Source organism: Crocosphaera sp. XPORK-15E, assembly GCF_034931425.1.
GTDB lineage: Bacteria > Cyanobacteriota > Cyanobacteriia > Cyanobacteriales > Microcystaceae > UHCC-0190.
The window spans coordinates 93,342-109,869 of record NZ_JAYGHQ010000002.1 but is presented as its reverse complement, the minus strand read 5'-3'; the positions used below and the strand labels follow the sequence as shown (position 1 = coordinate 109,869).

Annotated in this window: 15 protein-coding genes; 8 read left to right on the top strand and 7 right to left on the bottom strand. The window is 37.6% G+C overall.

The features are described from left to right. Positions 1-18 precede the first annotated feature (18 nt). The 3 genes from msrA to VB691_RS01970 form a co-directional block, all read right to left on the bottom strand. Positions 19-555: a peptide-methionine (S)-S-oxide reductase MsrA gene (gene msrA, locus VB691_RS01980; protein WP_323289780.1), complete on the bottom strand. Its 537-nt coding sequence runs from the start codon at positions 553-555 to the stop codon at positions 19-21. Between the two features lie 84 nt (positions 556-639). Beyond that, positions 640-1,428, bottom strand: coding sequence for a peptidase (locus VB691_RS01975; RefSeq protein ID WP_323289779.1), 789 nt, complete (start codon positions 1,426-1,428; stop codon positions 640-642). A 4-nt stretch (positions 1,429-1,432) separates the two neighbouring features. Continuing rightward, positions 1,433-3,724, bottom strand: coding sequence for a bifunctional serine/threonine-protein kinase/ABC transporter substrate-binding protein (locus VB691_RS01970; RefSeq protein WP_323289778.1), 2,292 nt, complete (start codon positions 3,722-3,724; stop codon positions 1,433-1,435). A 307-nt stretch (positions 3,725-4,031) separates the two neighbouring features. On the opposite strand from VB691_RS01970, the gene VB691_RS01965 reads away from it, so the two are divergent. Next, positions 4,032-4,979: a DUF2207 domain-containing protein gene (locus VB691_RS01965; protein ID WP_323289777.1), complete on the top strand. Its 948-nt coding sequence runs from the start codon at positions 4,032-4,034 to the stop codon at positions 4,977-4,979. Between the two features lie 117 nt (positions 4,980-5,096). Here VB691_RS01965 and VB691_RS01960 read toward each other — a convergent pair whose 3' ends face one another. Beyond that, positions 5,097-6,236 (bottom strand): serine/threonine-protein kinase, encoded by a 1,140-nt coding sequence (locus tag VB691_RS01960; protein ID WP_323289776.1) that lies wholly within the window; start codon positions 6,234-6,236, stop codon positions 5,097-5,099. A gap of 342 nt (positions 6,237-6,578) precedes the next feature. On the opposite strand from VB691_RS01960, the gene VB691_RS01955 reads away from it, so the two are divergent. Further along, on the top strand, positions 6,579-7,262 hold the full coding sequence (locus VB691_RS01955) for a PAP/fibrillin family protein (protein WP_323289775.1): 684 nt from the start codon (positions 6,579-6,581) through the stop codon (positions 7,260-7,262). 4 nt (positions 7,263-7,266) lie between these two features. On the opposite strand, the gene VB691_RS01950 is transcribed toward VB691_RS01955, so the two are convergent. Next, entirely contained in the window at positions 7,267-8,244 is a 978-nt protein-coding gene (locus VB691_RS01950; protein ID WP_323289774.1) for a glycosyltransferase, read from the bottom strand. A gap of 92 nt (positions 8,245-8,336) precedes the next feature. Here VB691_RS01950 and VB691_RS01945 point away from each other — a divergent pair, with 92 nt between their 5' ends. Next, a complete protein-coding gene (locus tag VB691_RS01945; RefSeq protein WP_323289773.1) occupies positions 8,337-8,960 on the top strand; it encodes a serine acetyltransferase in 624 nt (207 codons plus the stop codon). Between the two features lie 60 nt (positions 8,961-9,020). On the opposite strand, the gene psbC is transcribed toward VB691_RS01945, so the two are convergent. Both psbC and psbD read right to left on the bottom strand, forming a co-directional pair. Further along, on the bottom strand, positions 9,021-10,403 hold the full coding sequence (psbC, locus tag VB691_RS01940) for a photosystem II reaction center protein CP43 (protein ID WP_323289772.1): 1,383 nt from the start codon (positions 10,401-10,403) through the stop codon (positions 9,021-9,023). Further along, on the bottom strand, positions 10,387-11,442 hold the full coding sequence (psbD, locus tag VB691_RS01935; RefSeq protein ID WP_323289771.1) for a photosystem II D2 protein (photosystem q(a) protein): 1,056 nt from the start codon (positions 11,440-11,442) through the stop codon (positions 10,387-10,389). Before psbD ends, psbC begins: the two co-directional genes overlap by 17 nt. A 707-nt stretch (positions 11,443-12,149) precedes the next feature. Between psbD and VB691_RS01930 the strand changes: the two genes are divergently transcribed. Genes VB691_RS01930 through VB691_RS01910 form a run of 5 tightly spaced genes read left to right on the top strand, consistent with a single transcriptional unit; the run spans position 12,150 to position 16,519 of the window. Next, positions 12,150-12,650 carry a DUF2231 domain-containing protein gene (locus VB691_RS01930; protein ID WP_323289770.1) on the top strand — a complete coding sequence of 167 codons (501 nt, stop codon included), beginning with the start codon at positions 12,150-12,152 and terminating at the stop codon, positions 12,648-12,650. Next, positions 12,650-13,264, top strand: a complete 615-nt coding sequence (locus VB691_RS01925) for a DUF2231 domain-containing protein (protein ID WP_323289769.1) — start codon at positions 12,650-12,652, stop codon at positions 13,262-13,264. Before VB691_RS01930 ends, VB691_RS01925 begins: the two co-directional genes overlap by 1 nt. Positions 13,265-13,281: 17 nt before the next feature. Continuing rightward, positions 13,282-14,163 (top strand): cytochrome c oxidase subunit II, encoded by an 882-nt coding sequence (locus VB691_RS01920; RefSeq protein WP_323289932.1) that lies wholly within the window; start codon positions 13,282-13,284, stop codon positions 14,161-14,163. 11 nt (positions 14,164-14,174) lie between these two features. Then, the gene (locus VB691_RS01915) at positions 14,175-15,854 is read left to right on the top strand and encodes a cytochrome c oxidase subunit I (RefSeq protein ID WP_323289768.1); all 1,680 of its coding nucleotides are present in this window, start codon (positions 14,175-14,177) and stop codon (positions 15,852-15,854) included. 50 nt (positions 15,855-15,904) lie between these two features. Further along, a complete protein-coding gene (locus tag VB691_RS01910) occupies positions 15,905-16,519 on the top strand; it encodes a heme-copper oxidase subunit III (RefSeq protein ID WP_323289767.1) in 615 nt (204 codons plus the stop codon). Positions 16,520-16,528: the final 9 nt, after the last annotated feature.

The window sequence follows — 16,528 nt, the reverse complement described above, 5'->3', positions numbered from 1 at the left end:
TAATTATTTTATCAAAAATTAGGCCAATGCTTTATCAGGAAAATATTTCTTGAGTTTAGCAAGTTTTGGAGGAATACTAAAAGCACAGTAAGGTTGATTTGGGTGCTTTCTAAAATAGTTTTGATGATATTCTTCAGCAGGATAATAGTCACTTAATTGCTCTAATTCTGTGACAATTTTACCATTAAATGTCTCGTCATCATTGAGTCGCTCAATAACGATTTTAGCGGTATCCAATTGTTGTTGTGATTCCCAAAGAATAATAGAACGATATTGTGTCCCCACATCGTTTCCTTGTCGGTTAAGGGTGGTAGGATCATGACTGGCTACAAAAAAGATTTCTAGGATCTCAGTTAGGGATATTTTTTGCGGATCAAAGGTTACTTTTACTACCTCTGCGTGTCCTGTTTTTCCGCCGCAAACAGCTTCATAAGTTGGGTTTTTTATCTGGCCACCCGCATAACCAGATTCTACCGCTTCAACCCCTTCTACTGCTTGAAAAACTGATTCTACACACCAGAAGCAGCCGCCACCTAATACAATTGTTTCTGACATTTTTTCGTTCCCTTTATCAGTGAGTATTATCTTCATTGTAAACACATAAAAGACTATTTAGACAAGGTATAATAAATTATGGATCTAGGACTGACTTGGTAAGGGCCATCCTAAGCGAGTGGGTTGCTCATAAATTTTTTTTAAAGTATTAATATCTCTAGGAGAAATAGGGGGAGGGTTGCCCACTTGTGAGAAATAAAGGGCATCAGTTTCTTGTAAACTATGACCCCAAATTCCCAAAGCATGACCTAATTCATGACGGGCCGCTGATAATAATGATAATTCTCCTAAACGGGGACTAATTTGAATGGTCATTTGATGAAATAGTTGTTTATTTTTGATATAAAATTCATAACGAGTTTGAGCAGTTCTAGCTCTAGGAATTTGCAATTGTCCCGTTTCTGGATTAATATTTTTATCTAAGGGAGGATCGTTTCTTTTTATGATAATATCTGCTAGATTAGGATCGGAAACTTCAATCATAGATAAGTAGATATTCCATTCTGTGATCGCTTGTTCAACCGCTGTTACCCATTGATTAAAACGACGGGTAACAGCAGCAGTATCATCAGGGTTAGAAGGTCGATCAAAATATACTTTAATGGGAAATTCTGACCAAATTAGATAACCGTCTAAAGTGGGTTTAATCTGTTCAAAATAGTCTCCCTGGTTGTTAGAATTTTGCCATTGATTTAAGGTTATTGGCAGGGGATGAATTTGCAGAGGGGGTAGTAATTTTTTTAAATCATTTTTAACTGCATGAACAGGTGTTATTGTCAAGAGCAAAACACTAATTACTAGCCATAAATTAACAGAAAATAAAGATATTTTTTTCTTAAATAATTGAGTGATAATCATGTTATATTTTTGCATTGATTTAACAATTTGGAATAGTATTTTTAGTAAGAATAGGAACAAAACTATAACCATATTCTGATGAAGTATCGGGAACAACTTTGACTAATACCGTAGGAGAATTTTTGCGATCGCCATTGGGTTCAAATTCAATCTTTCCCGTTACTCCTTGTAGTGTAAAATCATCACTTTTTAATTGTTCATATATTTTTTGACGTTGAAAATTAGGATTAAATAATTGTTCAATTTTTTGAGAAAAACTATTGAATGATGTTTGTTCTATCGCTGTCATAATTATTTTAGTTGTATCATAACTATTAGCAGTTCGATAGTTAACATATCCTCCCCAAAGTTGCTTAGCTTCACAAACAAAGTTGCGATCAGAACTATTGAGATAATGCCAAGAAATTGGAATAATAATACCTTCAGACAGTTCTTGTTTAGCTAAAATGTCTCTACTATATAAAGCATCACCACCAACAATTAAAAATTTATTTTGATTGGCAACTATAACATTAATCGCATTTTTAAACGCATCATTATCAACTTTTCCATCAGGAAATAGAACCAAAGTATTGACTCCTTTTTTTGCTACTTCAGCAATTGTTTTTCTTTCATCAAAAAGAGGATCAGCTAAATTAAATTTTTGAACAATATTTAATTCTGTGTTAGCATTTTGCTTCAAAAAAGCGTTATACAAAGAGAGACTATATTCACTATAAGGATTATAAAAAACAGCAACTTTTTCTGCTTTATTTTTCTCAATAAGATAGTTTGATAAGCTTTTAATATTATCACTATCTTGAGCAATTGTTCTGAAGAAAAAATAACCTTGACTAGATAGTTCGTCAGCAGAACTGGTGGGAGAAATTAATACTAACTTCTGGTCTTGATAAACTGGTAAAGCAACCTTTGTTATATCACTGCTATAATGACCAATCACAACAACAATTTTTTTATTTTCACCGAGAATTTTAGCATTATCTTTAGCTTGTTTAGCATTGTTATTGTCATTAGCAATAATAACTTGTAATCCTAATTTAATTGATTGCCGATTAATTTTTTTTTGAAATTGGGCAACTCCTCTTAATATTTCTTGTCCAGCATCGCCTCCTTCTGATGATTTTCCCAGAGGAATAGCTACAGCAATTGTCGAAAATTCTTTGTTGTCTAATAGTAATTTCGCATTGTTTAAATAAATGAGCGTTTCCGGATCATTTGGCTCTTTATTAAGGTATTTTTCCCAGCTATTAATAGCATTTTTATAATCTTTATTCTTGAAATAATTGACACCTTTTTGCTTGTCTAAATTAGCATTTTCAATTATAAGTTCTTCACCACAACTTATCTGATCATAATTTTCCAATATCTTAGAGCAAGACTGAGGAAAAATTATGGCAAAAAGTTTTAAACCACCGATTCCTAAAGATGTGACTGCCAGTAAAATAAATAGAATCAAATAAACTTTTTTTTCCCAATTTATCCAAATTTTTATATCTCTTAAAACATTTTTAGCTGATTGATATCGATTAACAAAGTAAAATCGGACTAATTTATCAATAATTTTAGCTAAATTATGATTGATTTTACTTGCAGGTGATCGCCAAATTATTTCATGATTTTCATCTCTAGGAAAGTTGTATGGATGAATACCCGTTAATGCTTTAATTGCAGTCATTCCTACTGCATAAAGATCGCTACAAAACATCGGATTTCCTGTTAGTTGTTCTGAGGGAGTATAACCCCTTGTGCCTCCGGCATGACTTTCAGATTGATTAACAACATATAATGAGGAAATATCTTCAGTAATCTTTCCCAAACCAAAATCAATTAGACACAGTTTATTGTCTGTTTTACGACGGATGATATTAGCGGGTTTAATATCTCGATGAATAATCTTATTTTCATGAACATAGACTAAAATATTGAGAATATCTTTGAGAAAATTTAAGATATATTCCTCACTGTGTTGACATCCATCCTTAATTTCTTGATTAAGGGGAGTTCCTTCAATATATTCTTGAACTAAATAAAAATCATTTTTTTCTCGAAAAAATTCAATAAATCGAGGTATTTGATTGTGATTTAATCGATATAATGCTTCAGCTTCTCTCTGTAAAATTGCTTCTACTGCTTCTAAGTCTAAAGAATTATGATTATAGGGTTTTAAATACTTAACGACGCAACGCTCATTCAGTCGTCTTTGATTTGTTGCTAAGTAGGTTTCGCCAAACCCCCCTTCTCCCAGAAGCAAGATAATTTCATAATGTTCACCAATAATATCGTGAGGATGATGACGAGGAGGCATGGACATAATGTGACTAGACGACTCAGATTAATCTTGATTTTGCCACAAAATTTCGGTTTAGTGGGTTTATTTGAGAAAATGTGCCTTTTTTTTTAGATTTTTATTAATTAAATAAATGAAAAATATAAACTTTTTTATGAAGTTTATGAATTGATTTTTTTTGATAAAACTATTAAAAATAAGAATAAGAAGGTTTACCTCAAGCCACGTTAACTTGATACTTTGCTCGATTGGTAGTTTATTTTGGCTGATTCTTGATGCGCTACCAATCAGTTTTTTCTCTCTTATTTGATTAATCTAGGAGTCTAGCAAAATGAATCTCACAATTTTTTCTCTTATTAACTACAAGAAAATTCGTTATTTGATTTTAGCTTTATTCAGCTTTTTTCTGATTTTTTTCCTTAATCTGAATTTTTTAGGCTTTAATAGTCAAGGAATTTTGGTAAAAGCTCAATCTAATGGCCCGTTTTACTGGGAATTCATTAATGTTGATATTGATGTTCAAAATAATGGAGATATGTTAGTTAAAGAAACTCAAAAATATGTTTTCAACACAACCTATTCTAATGAGCGTTATCGTTATATCCCTCTTGATAAAGTTGATAAAATTACAGATGTTTCTGTGACAGAAAATGGCACAGATTTGGCAGTCACCACCAGTGAAGAAAATAATAAATTGATGATTAAATGGTCTCATACTCTCTCTGCGCCTGAATCTCATACATTTGTCGTTAGTTATAGAGTGATTGGAGGATTACATATTCAAAGGGATTCAGAAAATGACAAAGTGTATTGGAAAGCAATTTTTCCTGATAGAAAAGCAGTTATTGAAGGGGCTAAAGTAACGGTAAAATTCCCCCAAGAATTAGCGGGAAAGATTATAGATTTTAGAAGTTTTGGGGTGTCAGCCAAATCATCAATAATAGATAGTAAAACTGTTGAATTTATCGCTTTAAATAAGCTTTTACCCCAAGAAGAATTAGAAGTACAAGTCACTTTTCCTCACAATATTTTAAATTTATCCCGTCCTCATTGGCAATCTTTTATAGGTAATCTAAGAACAATTTTTTCTCGTTTGATGCGTTTGATAGCATGGATATTAATATTCTGTGCAGGATGGAATTTATTATTCTCCCTATTCGGCGAGATCCGTGGCGGTGGCGGTGGCGGCGGCGGTGGCGGTGGCGGGAGCAGTAGCAGTGGTGGTGGTGGTGGCGGTGGCGGTGGCGGCGGCAGTGGTGGTGGCGGTGGCGGTGGATAAACCTAGTGCAGCGCGGGTTTTGATTTAATTGTTACCTTTTATTGACAAGAGTTTTGGCTAAACTCGCTTCTACTTAATTTGACTAAAATCCTCCATCATTGTATCAGGTGGGGGATTTTATTTTAAAGACTCTAAAGCGTCTAATACTTCTGATACTGAACGATATCTTTGCTTAAAATCATAAGCGATCATTTTATCAACAATTTGGCTTAAAGATTGGTCAATATCTGGGTAGTTATTCCAGCAAACCTTGAGGGTATCAAATTGAACTTTAATCGCTCTTGGATGTTTACCTGTTAAAGCTTGTAGAGCAATTTTTCCGACTGAATAAATGTCACTACATGGTTTAGGAATACCAATAGCTTGTTCAGGAGCCATATAGTGTTTATTGCTCAAATTAATGCTAATTCCTTGCTCAGAGGCTAGTTCCTTTTCGATTTCTTTAATGCCGCCAAAACCAATCAAAACAGGTGCTTTATCAAAATTTCTAATCATAAAATTATCAGGATTTATTTCTCGATGAATAATATTATTATCATGGACAAATTTCAAAATGCCCAGAATATCTTTAAGGAATTGAATTACGGCTTTTTGTGTCCAAGGTTGGCCATCAATTAAAGTTTGACTTAATAACTGACCTTCCATAAATTCTTGAACTAAGTAATAATAATCATTCTCCTCAAAATCAGCCAATAAGTTAGGGATATTAGGATGTTTACTTAACAACCTTAAGCTTGTAGCATTTCTCTGAAAGCGTTTTTTTATATCTTCAGATTGACTAGGAAATTGCCTAATGATACAAAAAGTTTGTGTAGAAAACCCTAAATCTTCGCCTAAGTAAGTTTTACTAAATTTATGACTAACTAAATCACCAATGATTTTATAACGGTTCATCAAGAGTTGATCAAGAAATGGGTCAGGAGGTGGTAATTTAAGGTCATCTTCTAAGCCTAAATCTTTCTTGGAAATGCGTTCAATATGTTCTAACAATTTAGATTTTCTGGTTTTTTCTTGCTCATTAATTAAGTGACTGTGATGAAAAGATTTTGTTAGTTTTTGCCATAAATGATGAGCTAAATATCGACTTATATAGTCAATCGTTAGTCCTCTTAATGCTGCTTCTTCGGCCTTCATTTTTTGATAAGTTAAGCCTCTCAAAGTTCCTTGAATAATCGCTTTATCTCGATTATCTAAAAGAGGTTCATTAATAGCTAATAACCAGGAATCAATTAAGCTAAATAAATTGTCAAAATCCATAATCTAGACCTTCGTGAGCAATTTTAGGTAATAATTGCAGTTTATCAGATATTTTCAGGTAATTCAATCAAAAATGAAGTTTATGAACTAAATTATGAACAATATGAACTTTGTTTTAAATAAGGGGACAGAGAAAATACAATAATAAATTTTATAAATGATTGAGGATTCTTATGATAAAATAATTACTATTATACTATTTTAGCTTATTTGTCTTCCTTTTTAAATATATCTTACAAATTAATGAGCTTTGATTTTTATATTTTTGCCTAAAAATGTAACAAAGGGTTGTAACTTATTCTATAATTAGGTTAAAGATAAATCTAAAAAAAGGCTAAAGTCTTGAATAACCGACTTACGATAAAAGAAACCCTTCTTGCTACTATTAATCAACAGAAAACACCCTATCAAATTAGAAGTGGTTCACCGATTACAGATGTAAAAATTAAGGCTCAAGCTAAGGAAACAATTGAGGAATTAACCCAGTCTTTAGAAGCGCTAAATCCCAATTTATATCCCTTACTTTATAGCCCAAATCTGCTTGATGGGGTTTGGCAGTTACAATATGCAACTGCTGGGGAAATTCGTCGTTTATCTTCTCTCAAATATGGGTTAAGAGTTGGCCCCATTTATCAAGTAATTGATCTTCAGAGTAAATCTTTTTTTAATCAAGCATTTGTTGAACATCGTTTAGGATTAATTTCTGGTTATGTTTTAGTAACAGCTATTTTTGAACCAGCTAAAGATGGTTTTTCGCCTCTGCCCAATGACACTCTTAATATTAATTTTAAAACGCGTTACCTTGCTATTACTAATATTGCTCAAATTAATACCCCAAACCTTGATCCACTTAAAGAGGTTCCAGCAAATAATCCTAAACAACGAGTTCCCATGTTTAAGATTACTTATTTAGATGAAGATTTAAGGATTGGAAGGGGAGGAGACGGGGGCTTATACATTTTGTCTAAATCACCTGATACAACGGCAATTCAAGGCTATTATCGATTTATTCAATCGGCAACCTAATAACTTATAACCATTCAATTGCTTTAGCTTTTTCTGGTAATTTAGCCATTTTTTGCCCTTGATTTCTGGCATAAAAACTAAATAAATCAATGGGCATTTTAATTAAATCAAGGGGACTGCCTTGACCAATAATTATCTTAACCGTATCTCTCGGTAAATCTTTGATCACCCATCTTCCGAGGCGATAAAAGACCTCTTTTGCCGTAAATTCTCTCATCAAATCGACTCCATATAATTCATGTAAATATTGATTAGATTGGCCATAACGTCGCCATTGACTGCGTAATTCTTTAAAATTAGAACGATGACGATGATGAATGATTGCTGTGGGTGAAAAAGTCAATTTCCAGTTAGTTTCTTGTTGAATTCGCCAGCAAATATCCGCATCTCCTCCTGTTGTTAAATAGGGACGAAATAAACCAACTTGATGAAAAATAGACCGACGAATTGCCAAATTTGCTGTTTGTCCATAGGGAAGAAAAGGATGTTCTAATAGAAACTTTTGGGACATCACCCCATAGCGTTCAGCGTATTTTTCTAGTAAACTATTACCAGATAAAGCTGCTAATTCTCCCACGACAATACCGATATTTTCATCAATAAATGGTTTTACTAATTCTTCTATCCATTGAGGAATAGGACGACAATCAGCGTCAGTAAATGCTAAAATATTTCCTATGGCTTGACGAATTCCTTGATTTCGAGCAGCATAAGAACTTTGAATCTGGTTTTCATTTAAGGCTTTAAGGTTAATTCCTATTTGCTGAGCATCAGCCGCAGCTTTTTCTAGGATTTGAGAAGTCTGATCGCTGCTATTATTGTTAACTAAGAGATATTCTACTTGATCTTTGGGATAGGTTTGCGATCGCAGACAATCAATTAAATTCGGTAAATCTTCCTCTCCATTATAAATGGGAATAATTACAGAGACGTTTGGGAAAAAAGACGAGTTATTTGATAAGTTTTCTGTAGGGTTTGACATAATAATGGGCAAAAACAGAGTGATTAATCAGTAATTTAATGATAAAATAAATTATTCTTAGAATCAAGCTTGAGCATAATTTTAAACCTAACATGAAAACTTTTATCAGAAAAATCCTCTTTACTTTAGGGATTATTGTTGTTTTTCCTCTCTTAATTCCTTTTATTATAACCACAGAAAAAGAAATTATCAAGGCTGATGTTGAACGCTGGCAAAACTGTTTATCTTGGGAACAACGTCCGATTAACATTCAATTACTCGCTCTTTTAAAAGAAGCGAAAGAATTTAGAAATTTATATTATTTTCGTTTGTTTAAAGGCAATTTTTGGGGACGATTTTTTATGTATTTATTAAAAACAATTTATCGAGAATGTCCCTACTTTTTTTTAGATAGTTCTTGTAATATTGGGCCAGGATTATTTATTCAACATGGTTTTAGTACGATTATTATGGCAGATATGGGGGAAAATTGTTGGGTAAATCAACAAGTTACCATTGGCTATAAAGATAAAACGGGACGGCCTAAAATTGGTGATAATGTGAGGATTACAGCAGGGGCTAAAGTCATTGGTAATATTAATATAGGAAATAATGTTACTGTAGGAGCGAATGCCGTTGTTATTAAAGATGTCCCTGATAATTGTGTGGTTGTTGGGGTTCCTGCCTATATTATTAAACAGGATGGTGTCAAAGTTAAACTTAATAATGCAGGTTAGGACAAATAAAAAAGAACCCCCACGAAACAGTAGGAGTTCTTAAAAATTTTATGCTAAATCTTAATCAAGATCAGGCATAGCGAGTACGGGTTCAGTCTCACGATCGATCCCTTTCTCAAATCCAGCAGCGGCCGCCCGCGCACGTCCCGCGTGCCATAAGTGACCAACCAGGAAGAAGAAACCGAGGGTAAAGTGAGAGGTTGCTAACCACGCACGAGGAGAAACATAGTTAAAAGAGTTAGCGTCTGTGATAACACCACCAACGGAGTTTAAAGAACCCAAAGGCGCATGGGTCATATATTCAGCAGCGCGGCGAATTTGCCAGGGCTGAACGTCGTTTCTTAACTTGTCTAAATCTAAACCGTTAGGGCCACGTAAAGGCTCTAACCAAGGGCCACGGAAGTCCCAGAAACGCATGGTTTCACCACCAAAGATGATTTCACCAGTAGGAGAGCGCATCAGGTATTTACCTAAACCAGTGGGGCCTTGAGCAGAGCCAATATTTGCCCCCATGCGTTGGTCACGCACCAAGAAGGTAAACGCTTGAGACTGAGAAGCTTCCATACCAGTGGGGCCGTAGAACTCACTGGGGTAAGCAGTGTTATTAAACCAAACAAATACAGCAGCAATGAAGCCCATCATGGACAACGCGCCTAAACTGTAGGAAAGATAAGCTTCTCCAGACCAGATGAAAGCACGACGCGCCCAAGCAAAAGGCTTGGTGAGGATGTGCCAGACACCGCCAAAAATGCAGATCAGACCGATCCAAATATGACCACCAATGATGTCTTCCATGTTGTTGACACTGATGATCCAACCTTCTCCACCGAAGGGAGCTTTGACCAAATAGCCAAAGATCACAGCAGGGTTAAGGGTAGGGTTAGTGATCACACGCACATCTCCGCCACCAGGGGCCCAGGTGTCATAAACACCGCCAAAGAACATGGCTTTAAACACCAAGAGCAGCGCACCACATCCTAAAAGAATGAGGTGATAACCGATGATGTTGGTCATTTGGTTTTTGTCTTTCCAGTCATAACCGAAGAAGCTGGAATATTCTTCTAAGACTTCAGGGCCACGAAGAGCGTGGTAGATACCACCAAAACCGAGAACCGCAGAAGAAATGAGGTGTAATACCCCAACTACAAAGAAGGGGAAGGTATCAATAACTTCACCCGCAGGGCCCACACCCCAACCGAGGGTAGCAATGTGGGGCAGGAGAATTAAGCCCTGTTCATACATGGGCTTTTCGGGGATCAAATGGGCTGTTTCAAATAGGGTCATAGCCCCTGCCCAGAAAACGATCAAACCAGCATGGGCAACGTGGGCCCCTAGAAGTTTACCGGAAAGGTTGATCAGACGCGCATTGCCTGACCACCATGCAAAACCAGTAGATTCTAGGTCACGGCCGCTGGTAGAAGGCAGATTAGAGAGCGTTACCACGGGGGAGTACCTCCTCAGGAAAGATAAAGTTCTGGTGGGGTTGGTCTTGGGGAGCCATCCAAGCTCTCAGACCTTCGTTTAATAAGATATTCTTGGTGTAGAATGTCTCAAATTCGGGATCTTCTGCTGCTCGTAATTCTTGGGAAACAAAGTCATAAGCACGCAGGTTGAGGGCTAAGCCGACAATTCCGATAGAACTCATCCATAAGCCCGTTACAGGGACAAATAACATGAAGAAATGTAACCAACGTTTGTTGGAGAAAGCAATACCAAAAATCTGTGACCAGAAACGGTTTGCTGTCACCATAGAGTAGGTTTCTTCTGCTTGGGTGGGTTCAAAGGCGCGGAAAGTATTGGCTTGCTCACTATCTTCAAACAGGGTGTTTTCTACCGTTGCACCGTGAATGGCACAAAGTAGCGCACCACCAAGGATACCAGCCACTCCCATCATGTGGAAGGGGTTTAGTGTCCAGTTGTGGAAACCTTGCAAAAAGAGGATGAAACGGAAAATTCCGGCTACTCCAAAACTGGGAGCAAAGAACCAGCTAGACTGTCCCAAGGGGTACATCAGGAAAACGCTGACGAATACCGCAATGGGGCCAGAAAAGGCAATAGCGTTATAAGGACGAATGCCGACTAAACGGGAAATTTCAAACTGACGTAACATGAAGCCAATCAGTCCAAAAGCACCGTGTAAGGCGACAAAGGGCCATAATCCGCCAATTTGACACCACCGGGTAAAGTCTCCTTGTGCTTCGGGGCCCCATAAAAAGAGAATGGAGTGGCCGAAAGCATTAGCGGGAGAAGAAACCGCTACGGTGAGGAAGTTACAACCTTCCAAATAAGAACTGGCTAACCCGTGGGTGTACCAGGAAGTAACAAAGGTGGTTCCGGTTAACCATCCACCTAGTGCTAGGTAAGCACAGGGAAACAATAGTAACCCGGACCAACCTACGAAAACAAAGCGATCGCGCTTTAACCAGTCATCGAGGACATCAAACCATCCTCTTTCTGGGGCGCGTCCGACTGCAATAGTCATAGAATCCCATCCTCTTGCTTAACTGAAATCGATGGCAAGATTTCTTAACGTTATTGTTATCTAGTTTAGGTCATATCGTCCCATTTTCTTATAAGAGGCGACCGAGATAAAGCCTTTGAGCTTAACTGAGTCGGCTTGTAAAATGGGGGATCTGAGCCGTTTCCACTCCACTAGGGACTTAATGAGTGGATCATTAACATTTCTTAAACTAGCACAATACAGCCCTAATCCCTGATCAAGTCTGGGAGGTTAGGAGAGGCTTGTGTTTAGTCGTCCCTAGACTATTATTAGCAAAAAATTTACAATTTGACATATCTTGTCTCATAATTTCCTGAACAATTGGTCAATCCGCCATATAAAACTTATGTACCATAATATGTGAATCGTTGGATTTGACTGTTTAATTATCTTTAGAACAATAAAAAATAGAGAATGGAGAAGAAAACTAAGGGAAATATCTCTAACTTGAGCAATGGTATATAACATCTTGGTTTCTTCAATAGTTACCGTATTTTAGCTAATTTTTGAGAGACTTTAATAAGAAACTTAGGACTAACTAAAAGTATGACAGTCTGTCTTTATTATTAATTAGAGATACCCAAAAAATTAAAGTTACTAAAGATACATTTTTATCTTTATTTCTCCCATATCTTAATTAGAGAGTCAACAAACATAGTAATAGGTGAAGATGAGTTTAAGTAAATATTATGTTTAATTATCTTCCACCATTGAACGACCATAATTTACCCTATCCCGACACCCTTCATCCGATTGTTGTCCATTTCGTGATTGCAATGGTGTTATTTGCTTTTCTCTGTGATGTTATCGGTTATTTTACTCAAAATACCCGCTTATATGAAGTAAGTTGGTGGAATATGTTAATTGCCACTGCTTCTATCTTTGTTGCCATTATTTTTGGTCAATATGAGGCCGGGTTGGCCCAACCTTACGAAGTTGTAAAACCCGTGTTAAATCTTCATACCCTAATTGGTTGGTCATTATCAGCACTTATTGCGAGTATTACAGGGTGGCGTTATGTTATTCGTTCAAGAAACCCTGAAAATCTGCCCATTCCTTATCTGGGACTGGGACTAATTTTAGTAGGAATTGTTGGCTTTCAAGTGTATCTCGGAGACAAGTTGGTATGGGTTTATGGACTCCACACCGTCCCTGTTGTTGAAGCCATTAAGGAGGGGATTTTACAATAATGAATCCTGAAGCGATTAACTTATTACAAGCCAGGCTTGGTGCCAACGGACTCCCATATACTATCCCCGTTCATCCTAACCTAGTTCATTTAACATTGGGATTGTTTATTATTGCCATTGTTTTTGATAGTTTAGGGGCAATGTTTGGGTTCCAAAAACCCCTGTTCAAAATCTTTGCTATTCCAGCTATTCGGTCAAATTTCTTCGATGTGGGTTGGTATAACCTCCTTGCTGCTTCAATTATTACCGTATTTACTGTCGCTGCGGGCTTTTATGAGATGATGCTGGCCAACCCCATAACTGATATTAAAAGTGCTTGGGGACTTGATGCCATGACTACCATGTTATGGCATGGTGTGGGGGGAGTATTTCTCTTTGCTTTTATGGTTGGCATGACTATTTGGCGTGGGTTTCAACGGTATATCTGGCGTAAAGAAAGAACCATCCAAGTGCAGTGGAGTTATTTAGGGGTGGGAGTCTTTATGTTATTTCTCTTGTTCCTTCATGGGACTTTAGGGGCGCAAATAGCGGCTGAATTTGGAGTCCATAATACAGCAGATCAATTGTTGAAATTAGGACAAGAAGCCCAGTTGTTGCTACCTTCACAATCTTAACTTGGTACTTATTAATGATGAAACCTCGCAATATTCTATTTTTGATTGCTTATGCGATCGCTTTAACAGGGATAAGTCTTTGGATGGGACAAGTATCCTATTCTTGGTTTCCCCCCCAAGCTTCAGCAGAGTCTGTCTTAATTGACAAATTATTTGCCTTCCTTGTGACGATAGGAAGCTTTATCTTTTTAGGGATCACAGGAGTTATGATCTACTCTGTGGTGTTTCAGAGGGCAGCTAAATATGATTTTAGTGATGGCCCCCATATTGAAGGCAATGTCACCCTAGAAATCGTTTGGACAGCCATTCCCATCTTATTAGTATTTTGGTTGGCAGGGTATAGCTATCAAATTTATCAGCAAATGGCTATTCGTGGCCCAATGGAAGTAATGCACTTAGCTATGGGTCACGATAACACCTCTGCTGTCGTTGAAGAACAACCCATTGAAGAAATTGAGGTGATCTCCAAACAGTGGGCCTGGGTGTTTCGTTATCCTGACAGCAACGTTACCAGTACAGAATTGCATCTTCCCGCTAACCAGAGAATTCGTCTAGCCCTACAATCAGAAGATGTGTTACATGGCTTTTATATTCCTGCCTTTCGCCTCAAACAAGACATCGTACCCAACCAAACCACCGACTTTGAATTTACCCCCATTCGGGAAGGGACATATCGCTTAAGAGACTCTCAATTTAGTGGAACTTATTTTGCAACGATGCAAGCAAATGTAGTGGTAGAGTCCCCTGAAGCTTATGAAAACTGGTTATCTGAAGCCAAAAAACGGCAACCTTTACCCGCCTATAACCAGGCAGCCTCCGAATATGCCCAAAAAACAACTAAAACTGGCTGGCCTACCGTAGTTCCGGCGGCCCCTCCTATAGTGAATTACCCGACCTAATAAAAAAAACCATGACAGACAGTCAAGTAAAAAATACCAACATTATTACAGAAAGCTATCAAGACCTATCGGCCAGAGAATGGAGGCGATATTTTAGCTTTAGTACCGATCATAAAGTCATTGGCATTCAGTACCTAGTCACTGCCTTTATCTTCTTTCTTGTCGGTGGGATCGGTGCAATGGTGATTCGGGGAGAATTAATTACTCCAGAAGCGGATTTAGTCGATCGCACCTTCTATAACGGAATGTTCACCATGCACGGCACAATTATGCTGTTTTTGTGGACATTTCCCTCATTAGTGGGATTGGCTAATTATTTAGTTCCCATTATGATCGGGGCCAAAGATATGGCCTTTCCTCGCCTCAACGCGGCTGCCTTTTGGATGGTTCCCGTAGTCGGTATTTTGATGATATCCAGCTTTTTTGTCCCCAGTGGTCCGGCCCAAGCGGGTTGGTGGTCTTATCCTCCTGTTAGTTTACAAAATCCCACGGGACAGTTAATTACTGGGCAATTTCTCTGGATTTTAGCCGTCGCTATTTCTGGGGTATCTTCGATTATGGGGGCGGTGAATTTTGTCACCACTATTGTCAAAATGCGGGCCCCTGGAATGACCTTTTTTCGGATGCCAGCCTTTGTTTGGACGGTTTTAAGCGCGCAAATTATTCAATTATTTGGTCTTCCTGCCCTCACGGCCGGGGCAGTTATGTTACTGTTTGATTTAACTGTCGGAACCAGCTTTTTTGACCCCGCTAAAGGTGGAAACCCCGTTTTATTCCAGCACTTTTTCTGGTTTTATTCTCACCCGGCAGTTTATGTGATTATTCTGCCCATCTTTGGCATTTTCTCAGAAATCTTCCCCGTCTATTCCCGTAAACCCCTCTTTGGTTACAAAGTGGTGGCTATTTCCTCCTTAATTATTGCGGGAGTGAGTGGGTTAGTTTGGGTGCATCATATGTATGCCAGTGGGACTCCTGGTTGGATGAGAATGATATTTATGTTATCCACCATGTGTGTCTCTGTTCCCACTGGTATTAAAGTATTTGCTTGGGTGGCAACAATATGGGGCGGTAAATTACGACTCAATACCCCTATGTTATTCGCCCTGGGTGCGTTGATCATGTTTATTTTCGCAGGTGTCACCGGAATTATGTTATCTGCGGTTCCTGTGGATATTCATGTTAATAATACCTATTTTGTGGTGGGGCATTTCCATTATGTTTTGTATGGAACAGTTACTATGGGAATGTTTGCCGCTATGTATCATTGGTTCCCCAAGATGACGGGGCGGATGTATTACGAAAGTTTGGGTCAACTCCATTTCTGGTTAGCCTTTATTGGTACTAATCTTAACTTTTTACCCATGCACCCGTTAGGATTACAAGGAATGTTACGTCGGGTAGCTTCTTATGACCCTGAATACACCTTTTGGAACGTGATAGCGAGTTTAGGGGGATTTTTCTTAGGAATGTCTACATTACCCTTTATTCTCAATATGGTGAGTTCTTGGATACAGGGGCCCATCGCACCGAGTAACCCTTGGCGGGCCATTGGTTTAGAGTGGTTAATATCTTCTCCTCCCTCTGTTGAAAATTTTGAAGACCTTCCGATCATTATTTCTGAACCCTATGGTTATGGTAAGTCAGATCCTTTGGTAAGTAACCTCGAACAGATGATAGGACATCACGAATAGTTGATAGTTGATAGTTAATAGTTAATAGTTGATAGTTGGAGAAGATAGCAATGGATAGTTCAATTACTTCAGAACAGTTACATGAAGCAGTAGGAGAACATGGACATGGACATGAACATGATGCAGAAGGAAATAGTTTATTTGCCTTTATCGTGTTTCTCCTTTCAGAAAGTATCATTTTTCTGAGTTTTTTCACAGGATATGTTGTTTATAAAACCACAACCATTGACTGGCTACCTGCTGGTGTAACAGGACTAGAAATTAAAGAACCTGCCATTAATACAGTAGTTTTAGTTTCTAGTAGTTTTGTGATTTATATTGCAGAACAGTTTTTAGAACGTCGTCAACTCTGGGGTTTTCGTCTATTTCTCTTAGCTACGATGGCCATGGGAACCTATTTTTTGGTGGGACAAGCTATAGAATGGCAGGGTCTAGAATTTGGCTTTACATCAGGGGTATTTGGTGGAATGTTTTACCTCTTAACAGGGTTTCACGGGTTGCACGTTTTCACAGGAATTCTCTTACAAACCATTATGTTAGGCCGTTCTTTCTATCCAGGTAATTACGATAACGGTCATTTTGGGATAATGGCAACCTCTCTTTTTTGGCATTTTGTTGATGTTATTTGGATTATTTTATTTGTCCTTCTTTATCTTTGGCAGTAAGAGGAAAAG

Bases quoted from the DNA above. Each gene is read 5' to 3' on its own strand.
- msrA (WP_323289780.1), bottom strand. From the start codon at position 555: ATGTCAGAAACAATTGTATTAGGTGGCGGCTGCTTCTGGTGTGTAGAA.
- VB691_RS01975 (WP_323289779.1), bottom strand. From the start codon at position 1,428: ATGCAAAAATATAACATGATTATCACTCAATTATTTAAGAAAAAAATA.
- VB691_RS01970 (WP_323289778.1), bottom strand. From the start codon at position 3,724: ATGTCCATGCCTCCTCGTCATCATCCTCACGATATTATTGGTGAACAT.
- VB691_RS01965 (WP_323289777.1), top strand. From the start codon at position 4,032: ATGAATCTCACAATTTTTTCTCTTATTAACTACAAGAAAATTCGTTAT.
- VB691_RS01960 (WP_323289776.1), bottom strand. From the start codon at position 6,236: ATGGATTTTGACAATTTATTTAGCTTAATTGATTCCTGGTTATTAGCT.
- VB691_RS01950 (WP_323289774.1), bottom strand. From the start codon at position 8,244: ATGTCAAACCCTACAGAAAACTTATCAAATAACTCGTCTTTTTTCCCA.
- VB691_RS01945 (WP_323289773.1), top strand. From the start codon at position 8,337: ATGAAAACTTTTATCAGAAAAATCCTCTTTACTTTAGGGATTATTGTT.
- psbD (WP_323289771.1), bottom strand. From the start codon at position 11,442: ATGACTATTGCAGTCGGACGCGCCCCAGAAAGAGGATGGTTTGATGTC.
- VB691_RS01930 (WP_323289770.1), top strand. From the start codon at position 12,150: ATGTTTAATTATCTTCCACCATTGAACGACCATAATTTACCCTATCCC.
- VB691_RS01925 (WP_323289769.1), top strand. From the start codon at position 12,650: ATGAATCCTGAAGCGATTAACTTATTACAAGCCAGGCTTGGTGCCAAC.
- VB691_RS01920 (WP_323289932.1), top strand. From the start codon at position 13,282: ATGAAACCTCGCAATATTCTATTTTTGATTGCTTATGCGATCGCTTTA.
- VB691_RS01915 (WP_323289768.1), top strand. From the start codon at position 14,175: ATGACAGACAGTCAAGTAAAAAATACCAACATTATTACAGAAAGCTAT.
- VB691_RS01910 (WP_323289767.1), top strand. From the start codon at position 15,905: ATGGATAGTTCAATTACTTCAGAACAGTTACATGAAGCAGTAGGAGAA.